Source organism: Tatumella sp. UBA2305, assembly GCF_002345795.1.
Lineage (GTDB): Bacteria > Pseudomonadota > Gammaproteobacteria > Enterobacterales > Enterobacteriaceae > Tatumella > Tatumella morbirosei.
In genome coordinates, this window is sequence record NZ_DDVT01000015.1 from 264,393 (window position 1) to 279,351 (window position 14,959).

Sequence of the window (14,959 nt, forward strand, 5' to 3'; positions counted from 1 at the left end):
GTATAGTAACTCTGTTATTGATTCATTATGTCTGTGTATGTTTTCGTGCTATCGGGTGGCACAGAGGTCGATAATATTTTGTTAATGTATATGGTTGGTGTATGAGCAAACAAGCATTTTATGATGAGCTTAACCGTGATTTCGGCGCGTTGATTTCTGGCGAAACCTCATTTCTTGCAGTGTTGGGCAATTGTAGTGCGTTATTGTTCGAACGGTTATCAGAAGTGAACTGGGCGGGGTTTTATTTGCTGAGTGAGCCTGAAACACTGGTACTGGCACAGTTTCAGGGAAAAATTGCCTGCGTGCGTATTCCTGTCGGACGAGGTGTTTGCGGGACCGCCGTTGCAGAAAATACCGTACAACGGGTTGCCGATGTCCATGCTTTTGCCGGACACATTGCCTGTGATGCCGCAAGTAATTCTGAAATTGTGTTACCTGTAGCAGTAAACGGAAAGATCATTGGGGTGCTGGATATTGACAGTACTGCCTATGGACGTTTTGATGCTGAAGATGAAAAAGGCTTGCGTACCCTGACGGAAACGCTCTCTGCCGTACTGTCTGCCACAGAAATTGAAAGATTTTTGCAACAGAACGGCAGCTAATTGACAGGATGCATAGCATTTAGCAACGTTGTCATTATAATGGCGCCTGTTCATGCCTTCTTTGGTCGGCAAAACCGTTGTAATCAGGAAATTTCATGGAAAATCAACCTAAGTTGAATAGCAGTAAAGAAGTTATCGCCTTTCTGGCACAGCAGTTCCCGCAATGTTTTTGCATTGAAGGTGAAGCTAAGCCACTGAAAATTGGTATTTTTCAGGATATCGTTGAGCGTGTTCCGGGGGATTCTGCTATCAGCAAAACCCAGTTACGTTCCGCCTTACGTCTCTACACCTCCAGCTGGCGTTATCTGCACGGGATTAAAGCCGGTGCTGCCCGGGTCGATCTTGATGGTAATGCCTGTGGGGAACTGGATGAGCAGCATGTGGAACATGCCCGTAAGCAACTTGAAGAAGCCAAAGCCAGAGTGCAAGCCCACAGAGCACAGCAGCGTGCCCGTAAGGCGGAAACCGGCGAAGAGCCTGCCGAAGCACGCAAGCCGCGTAAACCCGCGCCGCGTAAAGCCGCTTCAAATGAAGCTCCACGCAAACCCCGTGAAAATGCCAAAAACACTGCAACTCCACGGGCACCCCGGGCCGTCGAATCCCGTAAACCAGTGACTGATACTTCCGTACTCCAGGCAGGCCAGGCGATTAAGGTTAAAGCCGGGCAAAATGCAATGGATGCAACGGTACTGGAAGTATCGAAAGAAGGTGTGCGGGTTCAGCTTTCATCCGGCATGGCTATGATTGTACGCGCAGAACACTTGCAGTTCTGAAACGGAGAGTGACCAGGGCATGAACACCTTTTTTAAGTTGAATATTATCGCTGGCCTGCTGATGGCAGGTCAGGCTTTTGCGGCGGATACTATTACCCGTGAAGATCAGATTCCTGTTTTGCATGAAGAACCGCAACATGTGACAGTGAGTGAGCGGGTGACCACCCGTTTTACTCAATCACATTACCGGCAGATTGATCTGAACAGTGATTTTTCGAAGAAGATTTTTGATCGCTACCTGAATATGCTGGATTACAACCATAATGTATTACTGGCATCTGATATCTCTAAGTATTCAGGGCAGGCCGCGACGGTTGGCGACGAGCTAAAAACCGGCAAACTCGATATTTTTTATGACCTGTTCAATCTCTCCCAACGACGTCGCTTCGAACGCTACCAGTATGCGCTGGAAGTTCTGAAACGTCCGATGGATTTTTCAACTAACGAAACCATTAACCTGGACCGTTCAAAAGCGCCATGGCCGACGACGACAGATGAACTAAACAGCCTGTGGGATGCTAAGGTTAAATATGACGAGCTCAGTCTGAAACTGGCCGGCAAGACCGATGCTGAAATCAGAGATACACTGACCAAGCGCTATAACTTTGCCATCCGCCGTTTGGCTCAGACCAACAGCGAAGATGTGTTCCAACTGGCAATGAACTCTTTTGCGCACCAGATAGATCCCCACACGAACTATCTGTCGCCTCGTAATACGGAACAATTTAACACCGAAATGAGCCTCTCTCTGGAAGGCATTGGGGCCGTATTACAGTCAGACGATGATTATGTTGTGATCAATTCTATGGTCGCCGGTGGCCCGGCAGCACGCAGTAAACTGCTGTCGGTAGGAGACAGAATCGTCGGCGTCGGACAGCCAGGTAAACCTATTGAAGATATCATCGGGTGGCGGCTGGATGATGTGGTCGAGAAAATCAAAGGACCGAAAGGTAGCCGTGTTCGACTGGAAATATTGCCGGCAGGTAAGGGCAGTAAAACCCGCATTATTACTCTGACACGTGAGAAAATCCGCCTGGAAGATCGGGCAGTACAGATGTCCGTGCATAAAGTCGGCAACGAAAAAGTGGGCGTACTGGATATTCCCGGCTTCTACGTGGGGCTGACTGATGATGTTAAAGTCCAGCTTCAGAAACTGGAAAAACAGCACGTTGACAGTATTGTGATTGATTTAAGAACCAATGGCGGTGGTGCTCTCACTGAAGCCGTGTCACTCTCCGGACTGTTCATTCCTTCCGGCCCAGTGGTCCAGGTGCGTGATAATACCGGTAAAATCCGTCAGGACAGCGATAATGATGGCATTGTCTATTACAAGGGACCACTGGTGGTTCTTGTCGATCGTTTCAGTGCTTCTGCCTCTGAAATTTTTGCGGCAGCGATGCAGGATTATGGCCGTGCTCTGATTGTGGGTGAACCGACCTTTGGTAAAGGAACCGTCCAGCAGTACCGTTCACTTAACCGGATTTATGACCAGATGTTGCGTCCGGAATGGCCTGCATTAGGTTCTGTTCAGTACACCATTCAGAAGTTTTATCGTATCAATGGTGGCAGTACTCAGCTAAAGGGAGTAACCCCTGATCTGCTTATGCCTACCGGAGTGGAAGCGGTTAAAACCGGTGAGAAATTTGAAGATAATGCACTGCCGTGGGACAGCATCCCTGCAGCGACTTATCAGAAAACGGGTGATCTCAAGCCTTATCTTCCGGAACTACTGGCTGAACATAATGCCAGGATCGCCAAAGATCGTGAGTTCCAGTATATCCTTAAGGACATCAAACGGTTTGATGCGATGAAAGATAAGATTGATATTGTTTCCCTGAATTACGCCGAGCGTGAAAAAGAGAACAAAGAAGACGATACTGAGCGCCTTGACCGGATTAACGCACGTTACCAGGCCGAAGGTAAAAAGCCGTTAACTAATCTCGATCAGTTGCCGAAGGATTATAAAGAGCCTGATCCGTATCTGGATGAGACGGTTGACATTGCTAATGATCTGGCTCAGCTTGAAGCGGCGACGCCGGCAAAATCAGCCAGTAAATAAGCTGTTGCCCGACAAAAAAAACACCGGATGTCCGGTGTTTTTTTTGTCCGTTGCGAGCTTAAGGAAAATAGTTACCCGGTTATGTCAGGAACTGCCAGAGGAGTGCGGCAAACTGTCTTTAATAGTGTAAAGTTATGTCTTTTCAGGTATCTGGAACGATTACTCTCTTGAAAACCGGTGTAATGCACATAGGATAGGTGACAGAAAACCTGCGTTAATAATGAGGATAACAAACGTCTATGATGCGTATAGCTCTTTTCTTGCTGACTAACCTTGCAGTGATGCTGGTGTTTGGTCTGATCCTGAGTCTGACCGGCATTCGATCGGGGAGTGTCCAGGGACTGATGGTGATGGCCGGGCTGTTTGGTTTCGGTGGCGCATTTGTCTCGTTACTGATGTCGAAATGGATGGCATTGCGTTCCGTTGGCGGAGAAGTGATTGAACAGCCACGTAACGAAACTGAAAACTGGTTGATGTCTACGGTCGCGCAACAGGCACGTCAGGCAGGTATCGCCATGCCGCAAGTCGCTATTTACCATGCACCAGATATCAACGCTTTTGCTACCGGGGCACGTCGTGATGCTTCGCTGGTCGCTGTTTCGACCGGGTTATTGCAAAATATGAATCGTGATGAGGCTGAAGCCGTTCTCGCCCATGAAATAAGTCACATTGCCAATGGTGATATGGTGACCATGACGCTAATTCAGGGGATAGTGAATACTTTTGTCATCTTTATTTCACGGATTATTGCCCAGATAGCCGCCGGGTTCCTCTCCTCGGATCGTGACGGAGAAGAGAATAGCAACGGTAATCCGCTGGTCTATTTTGCGGTAGCGACAGTTCTGGAACTGGTGTTTGGTATTCTGGCCAGCATTATTACAATGTGGTTTTCTCGTCACCGTGAATTCCATGCCGATGCTGGCTCGGCGAAGCTGGTCGGACGCGAAAAGATGATTGCCGCTCTGCAGCGTCTCAAAACCAGCTATGAGCCGCAGGAGCCAGGGAATATGATGGCGTTTTGCATTAATGGTAAAGGGAAGTCTTTAAGCGAGCTTTTTATGTCTCACCCGCCCTTAGATAAACGTATTGATGCGTTACGCCGTGGTGATTACCTGAAATAATATTGCCCTGTCCCGCCAGCTTTTCAACTGGCGGATTATCTGAAGGCCAATGGATTGGCCTGGATATCATTCCTCTCATCAGTTTTATTTAGCCACGGGCAGCTGGATTTACCTATCACACCATTATCAGTTCTGAGGAAGTGTGAAACTGTCAACCCTTTTGCAGTAAGGTACTGGCAACTTAATCCCAGTCCGGCCGCAATTTTATGACTTCCGGTCAGCACACCATAGCCAGTCAGCAGCATCGCCAGCCATAAGATTGCTAACACTATGACAACCCGTACTATCATCTCTTTTTGCTCCTGAAATTCAGATAATCAACGTTTTGTATGTTTTACGAAGGATGCGATAAATCATCACAGAAGAGGATCAGAGATAACTGAATTATTTTTGCCAAATTGTTTCCGCTAAACTGACAGCAGATGATCATTTTTGTTTCCCGGAGTAGAATCTTACTTTAGAGCTTATTTCAGTGATTCAGGGTGTTGAGGCAAGTGTATGAATGATATTTCATTAGGAATGGGGCCGTTCGTGCTACCTGCATTAATTGCAGTGGCGGTGATATTTGCCCTGATCATTTGGTTTTATATTAACCGGGCTAGTGTTCGTGCAAACGACCGTGTGCATCTGCTGGAGGCGTTATTGCGTGAACAGAAAAAACAGAATGTATTGCTGAAACGCCTGCTGGAACTGAATCTTCCACCGGAACCGACGGAAGAGGAAGTCCCGGAACCGGTGGTGGCTGAGTCAGAAGACAATGGCTACCTTAAATTTGTCCCGGAACGATAAGCAGTCACGAGGTACATGACTGATGGCATGGCGTAACCCTTGGTATGACCCCGCAAAATCTCATCATACTCTGCAGGGATTCCGGAATACGGAACCTGACTGCCGGGCACAGGGTGACCTGAAAAAATGGAGAAAGATGCGAAAACAGCAGGGGGTTCCGCACCCTCCGGCCGGGGGCTATATCGCCTTCAACCAGCGATGGATGGCACCGTTGTCACTGGATGGGAACGATGACCGTCTGTGGTGGCTGGGCCATGCATCTCTTATGTTGAGGGTTGATCGACGCTACCTGTTGATCGATCCGGTTTTGTCACGTCGGGCGTCACCCTTAGCTTTTATCGGCCCGCAAAGGAAGACCCCGGCACCCTTAAAAGTCGGGGACTTGCCTCATCTGGACGCAGTATTCATCTCCCATAATCATTATGATCACCTGGACAAACCGACAATTCGCCAGATTATCGCCGCTTTTCCGGCGGTAACGTTTTTTGTACCTGCAGGACTGGATCGCTGGTTCTTTCGCCTTGGAGCACGCAACGTTGTGAGTCTGGACTGGTGGGAACAATGCAGGTTTGCCGGAGTAGAAATTCATGCGGTGCCCGCCCGTCACTGGAGCCGGCGTAGTCTGTTCGATAAGAATCGGTCTCTGTGGTGCGGTTGGGTTATTAGTCACTCCGGATTTAGTTTCTGGTTCTCCGGGGACAGTGGCTTTACACGCAGTCTGCTGGAAATTCCACAGCGTCTGGGACCATTTACTCATGCGGCGTTACCGGTAGGTGCCTTTGCCCCGGAATGGTTTATGAAAAATCACCATATGTCTCCTGCTGATGCGGTGGTGTTGTTTGAAGCGGCGGGACAGCCTCTGACAGTACCTATTCACTGGGGCGTTTTTGAACTGGGTGATGAAGGGCTCGATATTCCGCCGCAGGCACTGTCAGAAGCCATGAACCATCACCCGCAGTCAATTGCAGACAGATTTTCTGCATGGAAAATAGGAGAGAGCCGACCACTAGCCTGAGGGCTGTTCTGCCTGAACCTGAGGATGTGTTAGTTGTCGGATGACTGTCCCGTCATAATAAAAAAATATAACCAGATTGACAGTTTTGTGACGGTATTATTTCTGTCAGCAATAACGAGAATAACCACAGTCACTTTATTTGCCATTATGCAAAACCTGGTTTATGTTTATTTATCTTACTGTTTGATTTCGGGTAATGAATTTAAAATACTGTACAATATTTGGCAGGGGGTGATAGCACATTTTGGTATTTTCTTAGCAGAAATGACCATATGCATATCGCTATGTTGTTGTTAAAAACCCAGCCTGCAGGGCTTGCGCGATGTTTAAACTGTGTTTTACGTCAATAAATATGCGTTAAGTCTCACGGGGACATTAAAAATGGCTTGCCATTAATTAAGGGATATGTAATAACAATTCATAGATTAATCGAGGTGCGATTCTGTTTATGTATGGCATTTTCAGTAAAGAAGATATGAGTAAAGACGTTATCGTTAGAACTGCTTCCTTTGCCGAACCAAATATTAGTGCCTCATTCAGTAATGTCCCACGTTTTTCTGTAACACTGCCTTCGGGCAAAATAAACATTTAAAGGAATTTGCAAAATGGCAAAGATTAAAGGTCAGGTTAAGTGGTTCAACGAGTCTAAAGGTTTTGGTTTCATTACTCCTGCTGACGGTAGCAAAGATGTATTCGTACATTTCTCTGCAATCCAGGGTAATGGCTTCAAAACTCTGGCTGAAGGCCAGAACGTAGAGTTCGAAATTCAGGACGGTCAGAAAGGACCAGCAGCGGTTAACGTTACTGCTATCTGATTAAACGAATCTCTTTCCGGAATCACTTCCTGAAATGATGAATTGTGAAACCCCGCTCAGTGAGCGGGGTTTTTTGCTTTTTCCTCCGGCGACGAACAGGTACACTTGCGGCTGTTTCTATCAGTGGGGTACCAGCAGTGTATATATGTCCGTTATGTCATCAGCCATTGTTACAGCAACAGGGCGGGTGGCGGTGTACTGGCAATCACCATTTTGATCGGGCCAGAGAAGGTTACGTTAACCTTATGCCGGTGCAGCACAAAGGGTCGAAAATTCCGGGAGACAGTCCGGAGATGATGCAGGCCAGGCGACGCTTCCTGGATCAAGGTTATTATCAGCCTATGCGAAGTGCCGTCACTGAAATGCTGGCAGAACATCTTCCCCAGACTGACGTACAGATTCTGGATATCGGATGTGGTGAAGGGTATTACACCGCAGAGATTGCCCGTTGTTTTGCAGAACGGCAGGGGGCCGCTGTCTATGGTCTGGATATCGCCAAAGTGGCTGTCAAAAATGCGGCCAAACGCTATAAAGCGATACGTTTCTGTGTGGCCTCAAGTTACCGTCTGCCATTTGCTGATCAAAGCCTGAATGCTGTTTTGAGAATCTACGCCCCCTGCAAAGATGAGGAGCTGGCGAGAACACTGAAACCGGACGGCTATTTACTCACCGTCACGCCGGGACCAGATCATTTGCGTCAGTTAAAAGCTCTTATCTATTCTGAAGTTCAGCAGCATGAAGACAATGAACATCCGTTGTCAGATTTTGTTCAGGTACAAGAGAACCGGCTTACTTATTCCATGGACTTAACCCCGGAAGCTGCAATAGCCTTGTTACAGATGACCCCCTTTGCCTGGAAGGCATCAGCGCAAGTCTGGCAACAGCTGGCATCTGTTGGTCGTTTCAATTGTGACGCTGATTTCAGGCTTTGTCTGTGGCAGCGAAAACCACTCAAAACGTAATGTAATGTCATTTAGTGTGTAACTGTAAAAATTTTTTTGACGGCGTGACAGATGCTGATACAGTAATTCTCTGTTTATTATTCAGGAGTATCGGGCTTAGCCCTGTTTATGGACCCTCACCGACGCCGTTCTGTCTTCCCGCAGCTGCATTGTAGTGCCTGCAAATTTTCGATCGACCATTCCCGCATTTATCCGCAACCGGTTACCGGCACGACCTTTGGCCGGACATGGGTTGCTACGCTATTTTTGTCCTCAAGGAGCCATTAATGGAAATATTTCTGGACCCCTCCATCTGGGCAGGGTTGTTGACACTGATTGTTCTTGAGATTGTTCTCGGTATTGATAACCTGGTGTTCATTGCGATTATCGCGGATAAATTGCCTCCGCGGCAGCGGGATAAAGCGAGGGTTATTGGGCTGAGTCTTGCCCTGGTGATGCGCCTGGGACTACTGTCACTGATTTCATGGATGGTGACTCTCACCCGGCCATTATTTCACATTGGAGATTTCGGTTTTGCCGGACGTGATTTGATCATGCTGGCGGGGGGGATCTTTCTGCTATTCAAGGCGACGACCGAACTGCATGAGCGACTGGAAAACCAGCCGGAATCTCATCAGACCAATAAAAGTTATGCCAGTTTCTGGTCCGTCGTTGCGCAGATTGTTGTGCTCGATGCCGTATTCTCACTCGACGCGGTAGTCACAGCCGTGGGGATGGTTAGTCATTTATGGGTCATGATGACGGCAGTAGTCATTGCCATGGGAATTATGTTGTTAGCATCAAAGCCGTTGACACGCTTTGTTAATGCCCATCCGACCGTAGTGGTATTGTGTCTCAGCTTCCTGTTAATGATTGGTCTGAGCCTGGTGGCTGAAGGATTCGGTTTTCATATCCCGAAAGGTTATCTGTACGCCGCGATTGGCTTCTCGATAGTGATTGAGATGTTTAACCAGATAGCCAGACGAAATTTTCTGCGTCACCAATCCCGCAGACCACTACGTGAACGGACCGCTGAGGTCATTGTGCGACTGATGGGTGGCAAACAATCGCAATCGTCAGGTGACAGCTCTCTTCCTGAGAGTCAGGTGCCGGCGACCGAAAGTTTTAAGGATGAAGAACGCTATATGATTACCGGAGTATTGACCCTGGCGTCACGTTCGGTGCGTAGTCTGATGACGCCAAGAGGCGATATTTCCTGGGTAAATGCAGAAAGTTCGTCTGAAGAGATCCGCCGGCAGTTGCTGGATACTCCTCACAGTCTTTTCCCTGTATGTCGTGGAGAGCTGGATGAGATTATCGGGGTTGTCAGAGCCAAGGAGTTGCTGGTGGCTCTTGATCAACAGGTGGATATCAGCCTGTTTGCGTCGGAAAACCCGGCAATTATTGTCCCTGAAACGTTAGATCCGATCAATCTGCTGGGTGTTTTGCGCAGGGCTAAAGGTAGTATCGTGATTGTGAGTAATGAGTTTGGCGTCGTTCAGGGATTAGTGACACCACTGGATGTGCTGGAAGCCATTGCCGGAGAATTCCCTGATGAAGACGAAACACCGGATATTGTCCCTGATGGAGAAGGCTGGCTGGTGAAAGGGGGAACAGACCTGCATTCCCTCGAACAGTTGCTGGATGTGCATTGTCTGGTCGACCCTGCCGAAGATTATGCCTCAATCGCCGGGCGGTTAATCAGTCACAGGGACCAGATTCCACGGGCAGGTGAAGTGATCGATATTGAAAACCTTCACTTCACCGTTCTGGAGGCTACAGATTATCGCATTGACCTGGTTCGGGTTACCCGTGACCCTTCAGATACGGATGAGGACGAGCAGGAATAAGTATCAGGCCCTGTGGTTAACTTCACGGGGCCTGTTTACTACCGCGGGATTGAGTCACACCGTACTTTAATAGTCAGCCCAATCCGGGATGTTTCGCGTTATTTTGCATCATAGCTTTCACTGTAGCGATTGTATTTCTCTCAATGCAGGTAGCCTTTACCTGGCTTGCTACAGTGCACTGTGCTCCACGCCCATTATCGGCTGAGGGAGTGATTAGATGCCGAGTAATTGTTTGCCAAGGTCGCGGAGGATACCCGCAGTCATCCCCCAGATAAACTGGTGTGGGTAGTCTGATATCCAGACATAGCGAGACTGACCGTTGCGGGTCACTCTCAGTGATGAAAAATGCTCACTCTCTAGCAGAGGTAATAACGGGACTTCGAAGGCCATAGCCACTTCGGCGGCTTCAATCCTGACAGGTAAACCAGCGGGAAGTATCGCGACAAAGGGGGTGACCCTGAAGCCGGTCTGGCTACTAACCGTGGGCAATTGACCAATGACTTCTATCTTATCTGGCGTCAGTCCCAGTTCTTCTTGTGTTTCCCTCAACGCCGTCTCTTTAAGTGAACGATCGCTGAGATCCTGTTTTCCACCAGGAAATGACACCTGTCCGGGGTGATTGCGGAGATGAGCAGAGCGAAGGGTGAGCAACAGTGTAGGTTCAGGGTGGGCGATCACTGGCAGCAGCACCGCTGCCTGACGATCGCTCTTTTTCCCCTGCGCTTGAGCCTGTGGAAGTTGCAACAGGAAACGTTGCCGGAATTGCTCAATTTTCATCAGAGTTTATCGAGGATAAGTGAATCAATGCCGGCAGTATACGTTGCAGCTTGTGAAACGTTTCCTGATATTCGTCCTCCGCTATACTGTCGGCCACAATTCCACCACCGGCAGTACAATAAAGTTTTTGCTGCTCCGCAATCAGGGTGCGGATAGTAATATTAGTATCCATATTCCCGCAACGGCTCAGGTAACCGATGCTGCCACACCAGGCATTGCGTCGATGTGGCTCCAGTTCATCAATAATTTCCATAGCGCGAATTTTGGGTGCTCCGGTAATCGATCCGCCCGGGAAACAGGCGCGTAACAGGTCACTATTTTCGGTGCCGGTGGGAAGTCTGCCACGTACAGTACTGACCAGATGGTGCACTGCAGGGAAGGGTTCAACCACAAACAATTCCGGAACAGTGACGCTGCCGGGTTCAGCTACCCGGCCGATATCATTACGTAATAAATCTACAATCATCAGATTTTCTGCCCGATCTTTTTCGGCGGATGCAAGCTGACGGGCCTGGTGTGCGTCAGCCTGTGGATCATCAAGACGGGGACGTGTCCCTTTAATGGGCCGGGTCTCTACCTGGCGGTCCTTCACCTGCAGAAAACGCTCAGGAGAAAGGCTCAGCAGGCAGCTCTCTGGCAGACGCATAAACGCACTGAACGGTGCACGGTTCTGCCGGCTTAAATACTGAAAAGCCTGCCATTCGCTGCCCTGGTAATCCGCACTAAACCGCTGAGCCAGATTTATCTGATAACAATCTCCGGCATCAATGTAATTTTTTACGTGGTTAAAGCACTGTTGATACTGTTCACGTGAAAGATTACTTTGCCATTCTGAAATGAGTCGGAAAGCAGGAAGTTGCTGAGTCTGCTGCGAATTCAGCCATTCTAACCGTTGACTGCTGTCACTGAGGCTTACCAGAGTAAGGCGTTGTTTATGATGATCTGCTATCATAGCCCAATCGTAGATCCCCACTGCCATATCCGCAGTGTGTAATTCACTGATTGCTGTCTCCGGAAGCTGTTCGAATCGCCGCCCTAAATCATAACCAAACAGGCCCAGAGCACCGCCGATAAACGGCAGGTCCGAAAGTGACGAGGTCACTTCCGGCAGGGTCTGTAGGGCTTCCTGCAACAAAGTCAGCGGGTCTCGGTGGGAATGGCGGAGCTTATCTCCTTCGCTTATCCGGGTTGTCTTGCCGGTAGTGGACAGGGTCATCACTGGGTCAGCACTGAAAATATCGAAGCGGTTATCATGATGTTCGGCCGCTGATGAGCTGAGTAATATGGCCCAGGGTTGCTGTTCCACATGGGAAAACCAGTGGTTAAGTGCATCCGGTGAGTATTCAAGAGAAACGGTATTCAGAGTCATAAACGTCGGGCTTTAGCAATAAACTGGTCATAAGCCTGACATATTTTTTAATTACTGACATCAGTTATCTCGTCAGCAGTGACGGGAAACTGACTATGTGGCAGAGGTTTGTATGTTTAATGGATTACCGGCACTTTCTCATCAACAGCAGCAACAGGCCGTTGAACGCATTCACCAGCTTATTGCGGAAGGTATGTCCAGTGGTGAAGCTATTGCCCTGGTGGCAGCAGAAATACGCGAAACGCACCAGGGAGGACAAAGTCTGGCACGTTTCGAAGATGATGAAAACGCTGACGAGGATGCTTAACAGCGTACCGAATTTTAGCGGGCTGCGATGATTTTGATTTCTACTTTGTACTTAGGATGCATCAGCCCTGCCCGGACAGTACAGCGTACAGGTGCGTTATCAGGGGAAACCCACGCATCCCAGGCCTTATTCATGGCGGCAAAATCGTCTGTATCGGTGAGAAAAATGGTCGCATCAAGTATTTTGCTTTTATCAGATCCAACACGAGCCAGTAACCGGTCAATCACCGCCAGGGCGTCGGCCGTCTGGGCGAAGGCATCGCCTTCAAGGTCTTCAGGTACACTGGTGTAGTAGACGGTTTCGTTGTGAATAACGGCTTCAGACATCCGGTGTTCCGGGTCAATCCGGGTAATAGTCATTGTAGGCTCCTTTAGTTTCCGGCAGTCAGCCTGCCATATCGCAATGAATATGTCATCCCTGGTAGTCCGTATCATTGAAAACTGACATAATTGCGCGGTTTTAAGCTGCATCGGGAGGCGATGTGACAGATGATTTCTCCCCTGAAGGGGCGCTGACAGCCGCAATCCCGGGGTTCCGTCCACGTGAAGCCCAGCGGCAGATGGCCGGGGCTGTGGCCGAGGCGATTAATAACGGAAGTGAGCTGGTCGTAGAGGCGGGGACTGGTACCGGGAAAACCTATGCTTATCTGGTACCGGCCCTTCGCTCAGGTAAAAAAGTGATCGTGTCGACCGGTTCGCGGGCATTGCAGGATCAACTCTATAGTCGGGATTTACCTACTATTGTCAGGGCTCTGGAATTCAAAGGTAAAACAGCGATCCTTAAGGGGCGTTCAAATTATCTTTGTCTGGAGCGGATGGACCAGCAGAATCTGACCGGGGGAGACCTGCCGGTACAATCGCTCACCGATCTGGTCAGTGTCCGTGGTTGGTCTTCGGTAACAGTTGATGGTGATATCAGCCAGTGTGCCAGCGTGGCTGAAGACAGCGGGCTTTGGCCACTGGTGACCAGCACAAATGACAACTGTCTTGGGAATGATTGTCCGCGTTACAACGATTGTTTTGTCGTTAAAGCCCGAAAAAGAGCGATGGATTCGGATGTCGTCGTCGTCAATCATCACTTGTTTCTGGCGGATCTGGTGGTTAAAGAGAGTGGATTTGCTGAATTAATTCCTGATGCTCAGGTGATGATATTTGACGAAGCTCATCAGCTTCCGGATATTGCCAGCCAGTATTTTGGACAACAGATCTCCGGCCGACAGTTACAGGATTTAGCCAAAGACATCATTATTGCTTATCGTACTGAAGTGCGGGACATGCAGCAGTTGCAAAAAGCGGCAGACCGGTTATCCCAGGCAAGTCAGGATTTCAGGATGATTCTTGGCGACCCCGGATTCCGGGGGAATCTGCGCGAATTACTACAGCAAGCCAATGTATCGCGAATGTTGGTACTGCTCGATGATGCGCTGGAACTTTGTTACGACGTGATAAAACTGTCTCTCGGGCGTTCTGCGCTGCTGGATGCGGCATTTGAAAGGGCTGCACAATATCGCACGCGGCTGAAGCGAATCAGTCACACCGAACAGCCGGGCTTCAGTTACTGGTATGAATGTACGTCACGACATTTTACACTGGCACTGACCCCGTTATCTGTGGCTGAACGCTTTCGTGAAGTTGTCGATGCGCGTGATGCAGCCTGGGTGTTTACCTCAGCAACGTTGTCAGTCAATGGCCAGATGCAACATTTCGCGGGACGTTTGGGAGTCACAACCGCCAGCCAGATGATCCTCAATAGTCCGTTTGATTATGCGCGTCAGGCGTTACTGTGTGTTCCCAGAAACTTGCCGGAAACACACAGGCCCGGCGCGGCGAAGCAGCTGGTTAAAACACTGACACCCTTAATTGAAGCTAACCGCGGCAGATGTTTCTTTTTATGTACCTCTTATCAAATGATGAGGGAACTTGCCGCAGAGTTCAGGGCGGTATTGAGTCTGCCGGTACTGCTGCAGGGTGAAACCAGTAAGGGGCAAATACTGCAGCAGTTTATTGAGGCAGGAAATGCATTGCTGGTGGCGACCAGTAGCTTCTGGGAAGGGGTGGATGTCCGTGGAGACGCTTTATCATTAGTGATTATTGATAAACTCCCTTTTACGTCGCCGGAAGACCCGTTACTCAAAGCAAGAATGGAAGATGCCAGACACCGTGGGCTGGATCCGTTTGATGAAGTGCAGCTTCCTGATGCAGTGATCACCCTGAAGCAGGGGGCGGGTCGGCTGATACGTGACGAAACAGATCGTGGCGTGCTGGTGATTTGTGATTCACGTTTAGTTTCCAGACCCTATGGTGCATTGTTCGTCAACAGTCTGCCGGATTGTCCACGCACGCGTGATTTAGCCAGGGCTGAACAGTTTATTACTGAGGGGCGGCCTGCGGGTAGCCTCATTCAGGAGGACTAATGATTGTAGTATTTTGTTGCGAATGAGTTTCATTTAATCCATATGTGACAAGCTATACTATCCGCTGTGAGTGTTGTGTCGCTGACAGCCGATGACTGATTCACGGGTTGTGGGAAGCTCTTTCTCCG

General features: G+C 49.0%; 16 protein-coding genes. 12 read left to right on the forward strand and 4 right to left on the reverse strand.

The window, feature by feature from the left end; genetic code table 11:
• The first annotated feature begins 101 nt into the window (after positions 1–101).
• From B3Z23_RS07600 to htpX, 4 genes are all read left to right on the forward strand, one after another.
• Positions 102–602, forward strand: coding sequence for a GAF domain-containing protein (locus tag B3Z23_RS07600; RefSeq protein WP_294905026.1), 501 nt, complete (start codon positions 102–104; stop codon positions 600–602).
• Positions 603–697: 95 nt separating this feature from the next.
• Positions 698–1,375 (forward strand): RNA chaperone ProQ, encoded by a 678-nt coding sequence (gene proQ / locus B3Z23_RS07605; protein WP_294905028.1) that lies wholly within the window; start codon positions 698–700, stop codon positions 1,373–1,375.
• Between the two features lie 19 nt (positions 1,376–1,394).
• Positions 1,395–3,434: a carboxy terminal-processing peptidase gene (prc, locus tag B3Z23_RS07610; RefSeq protein ID WP_294905031.1), complete on the forward strand. Its 2,040-nt coding sequence runs from the start codon at positions 1,395–1,397 to the stop codon at positions 3,432–3,434.
• Positions 3,435–3,673: 239 nt separating this feature from the next.
• Positions 3,674–4,555 (forward strand): protease HtpX, encoded by an 882-nt coding sequence (gene htpX / locus B3Z23_RS07615; protein WP_294905033.1) that lies wholly within the window; start codon positions 3,674–3,676, stop codon positions 4,553–4,555.
• 35 nt (positions 4,556–4,590) lie between these two features.
• On the opposite strand, the gene B3Z23_RS07620 is transcribed toward htpX, so the two are convergent.
• Positions 4,591–4,845, reverse strand: coding sequence for a YobH family protein (locus B3Z23_RS07620; protein ID WP_294905036.1), 255 nt, complete (start codon positions 4,843–4,845; stop codon positions 4,591–4,593).
• A gap of 208 nt (positions 4,846–5,053) precedes the next feature.
• Here B3Z23_RS07620 and B3Z23_RS07625 point away from each other — a divergent pair, with 208 nt between their 5' ends.
• The 6 genes from B3Z23_RS07625 to B3Z23_RS07650 all read left to right on the forward strand — a co-directional run bounded on the left by B3Z23_RS07625 (position 5,054) and on the right by B3Z23_RS07650 (position 9,965).
• On the forward strand, positions 5,054–5,344 hold the full coding sequence (locus tag B3Z23_RS07625) for a YebO family protein (RefSeq protein ID WP_294905039.1): 291 nt from the start codon (positions 5,054–5,056) through the stop codon (positions 5,342–5,344).
• A gap of 22 nt (positions 5,345–5,366) precedes the next feature.
• Complete coding sequence (locus B3Z23_RS07630) at positions 5,367–6,359, forward strand: MBL fold metallo-hydrolase (protein ID WP_294905041.1); 993 nt, start codon at positions 5,367–5,369, stop codon at positions 6,357–6,359.
• A 475-nt stretch (positions 6,360–6,834) separates the two neighbouring features.
• A complete protein-coding gene (locus B3Z23_RS07635; protein ID WP_414716470.1) occupies positions 6,835–6,951 on the forward strand; it encodes a hypothetical protein in 117 nt (38 codons plus the stop codon).
• A gap of 13 nt (positions 6,952–6,964) precedes the next feature.
• Positions 6,965–7,174, forward strand: coding sequence for a transcription antiterminator/RNA stability regulator CspE (gene cspE / locus B3Z23_RS07640; protein WP_001062678.1), 210 nt, complete (start codon positions 6,965–6,967; stop codon positions 7,172–7,174).
• Between the two features lie 137 nt (positions 7,175–7,311).
• Positions 7,312–8,136 carry a 23S rRNA (guanine(745)-N(1))-methyltransferase gene (gene rlmA / locus B3Z23_RS07645; RefSeq protein WP_294906352.1) on the forward strand — a complete coding sequence of 275 codons (825 nt, stop codon included), beginning with the start codon at positions 7,312–7,314 and terminating at the stop codon, positions 8,134–8,136.
• Between the two features lie 266 nt (positions 8,137–8,402).
• Positions 8,403–9,965 carry a TerC family protein gene (locus tag B3Z23_RS07650; RefSeq protein WP_294906355.1) on the forward strand — a complete coding sequence of 521 codons (1,563 nt, stop codon included), beginning with the start codon at positions 8,403–8,405 and terminating at the stop codon, positions 9,963–9,965.
• 213 nt (positions 9,966–10,178) lie between these two features.
• Here B3Z23_RS07650 and B3Z23_RS07655 read toward each other — a convergent pair whose 3' ends face one another.
• Positions 10,179–10,742 (reverse strand): CoA pyrophosphatase, encoded by a 564-nt coding sequence (locus B3Z23_RS07655; RefSeq protein WP_294906359.1) that lies wholly within the window; start codon positions 10,740–10,742, stop codon positions 10,179–10,181.
• Positions 10,732–12,111 carry an aminodeoxychorismate synthase component 1 gene (pabB, locus tag B3Z23_RS07660; RefSeq protein WP_294906362.1) on the reverse strand — a complete coding sequence of 460 codons (1,380 nt, stop codon included), beginning with the start codon at positions 12,109–12,111 and terminating at the stop codon, positions 10,732–10,734. The genes B3Z23_RS07655 and pabB overlap by 11 nt, the downstream gene beginning before the upstream one ends.
• 112 nt (positions 12,112–12,223) lie before the next feature.
• Between pabB and B3Z23_RS07665 the strand changes: the two genes are divergently transcribed.
• Complete coding sequence (locus tag B3Z23_RS07665; protein WP_294906364.1) at positions 12,224–12,418, forward strand: YoaH family protein; 195 nt, start codon at positions 12,224–12,226, stop codon at positions 12,416–12,418.
• Between the two features lie 14 nt (positions 12,419–12,432).
• On the opposite strand, the gene B3Z23_RS07670 is transcribed toward B3Z23_RS07665, so the two are convergent.
• Positions 12,433–12,777, reverse strand: coding sequence for a RidA family protein (locus B3Z23_RS07670; RefSeq protein WP_294906366.1), 345 nt, complete (start codon positions 12,775–12,777; stop codon positions 12,433–12,435).
• 122 nt (positions 12,778–12,899) lie between these two features.
• On the opposite strand from B3Z23_RS07670, the gene B3Z23_RS07675 reads away from it, so the two are divergent.
• Complete coding sequence (locus B3Z23_RS07675) at positions 12,900–14,831, forward strand: ATP-dependent DNA helicase (RefSeq protein ID WP_294906368.1); 1,932 nt, start codon at positions 12,900–12,902, stop codon at positions 14,829–14,831.
• The last annotated feature ends 128 nt before the right edge of the window (positions 14,832–14,959 follow it).

Excerpts from the sequence above, each read along its gene's own strand:
- cspE (WP_001062678.1), top strand. The coding sequence starts at position 6,965 with ATGGCAAAGATTAAAGGTCAGGTTAAGTGGTTCAACGAGTCTAAAGGT.
- B3Z23_RS07620 (WP_294905036.1), bottom strand. The coding sequence starts at position 4,845 with ATGATAGTACGGGTTGTCATAGTGTTAGCAATCTTATGGCTGGCGATG.
- proQ (WP_294905028.1), top strand. The coding sequence starts at position 698 with ATGGAAAATCAACCTAAGTTGAATAGCAGTAAAGAAGTTATCGCCTTT.
- B3Z23_RS07635 (WP_414716470.1), top strand. The coding sequence starts at position 6,835 with ATGAGTAAAGACGTTATCGTTAGAACTGCTTCCTTTGCCGAACCAAAT.
- pabB (WP_294906362.1), bottom strand. The coding sequence starts at position 12,111 with ATGACTCTGAATACCGTTTCTCTTGAATACTCACCGGATGCACTTAAC.
- B3Z23_RS07630 (WP_294905041.1), top strand. The coding sequence starts at position 5,367 with ATGGCATGGCGTAACCCTTGGTATGACCCCGCAAAATCTCATCATACT.
- prc (WP_294905031.1), top strand. The coding sequence starts at position 1,395 with ATGAACACCTTTTTTAAGTTGAATATTATCGCTGGCCTGCTGATGGCA.
- B3Z23_RS07655 (WP_294906359.1), bottom strand. The coding sequence starts at position 10,742 with ATGAAAATTGAGCAATTCCGGCAACGTTTCCTGTTGCAACTTCCACAG.
- B3Z23_RS07665 (WP_294906364.1), top strand. The coding sequence starts at position 12,224 with ATGTTTAATGGATTACCGGCACTTTCTCATCAACAGCAGCAACAGGCC.
- B3Z23_RS07600 (WP_294905026.1), top strand. The coding sequence starts at position 102 with ATGAGCAAACAAGCATTTTATGATGAGCTTAACCGTGATTTCGGCGCG.
- B3Z23_RS07625 (WP_294905039.1), top strand. The coding sequence starts at position 5,054 with ATGAATGATATTTCATTAGGAATGGGGCCGTTCGTGCTACCTGCATTA.
- htpX (WP_294905033.1), top strand. The coding sequence starts at position 3,674 with ATGATGCGTATAGCTCTTTTCTTGCTGACTAACCTTGCAGTGATGCTG.
- B3Z23_RS07670 (WP_294906366.1), bottom strand. The coding sequence starts at position 12,777 with ATGACTATTACCCGGATTGACCCGGAACACCGGATGTCTGAAGCCGTT.
- B3Z23_RS07650 (WP_294906355.1), top strand. The coding sequence starts at position 8,403 with ATGGAAATATTTCTGGACCCCTCCATCTGGGCAGGGTTGTTGACACTG.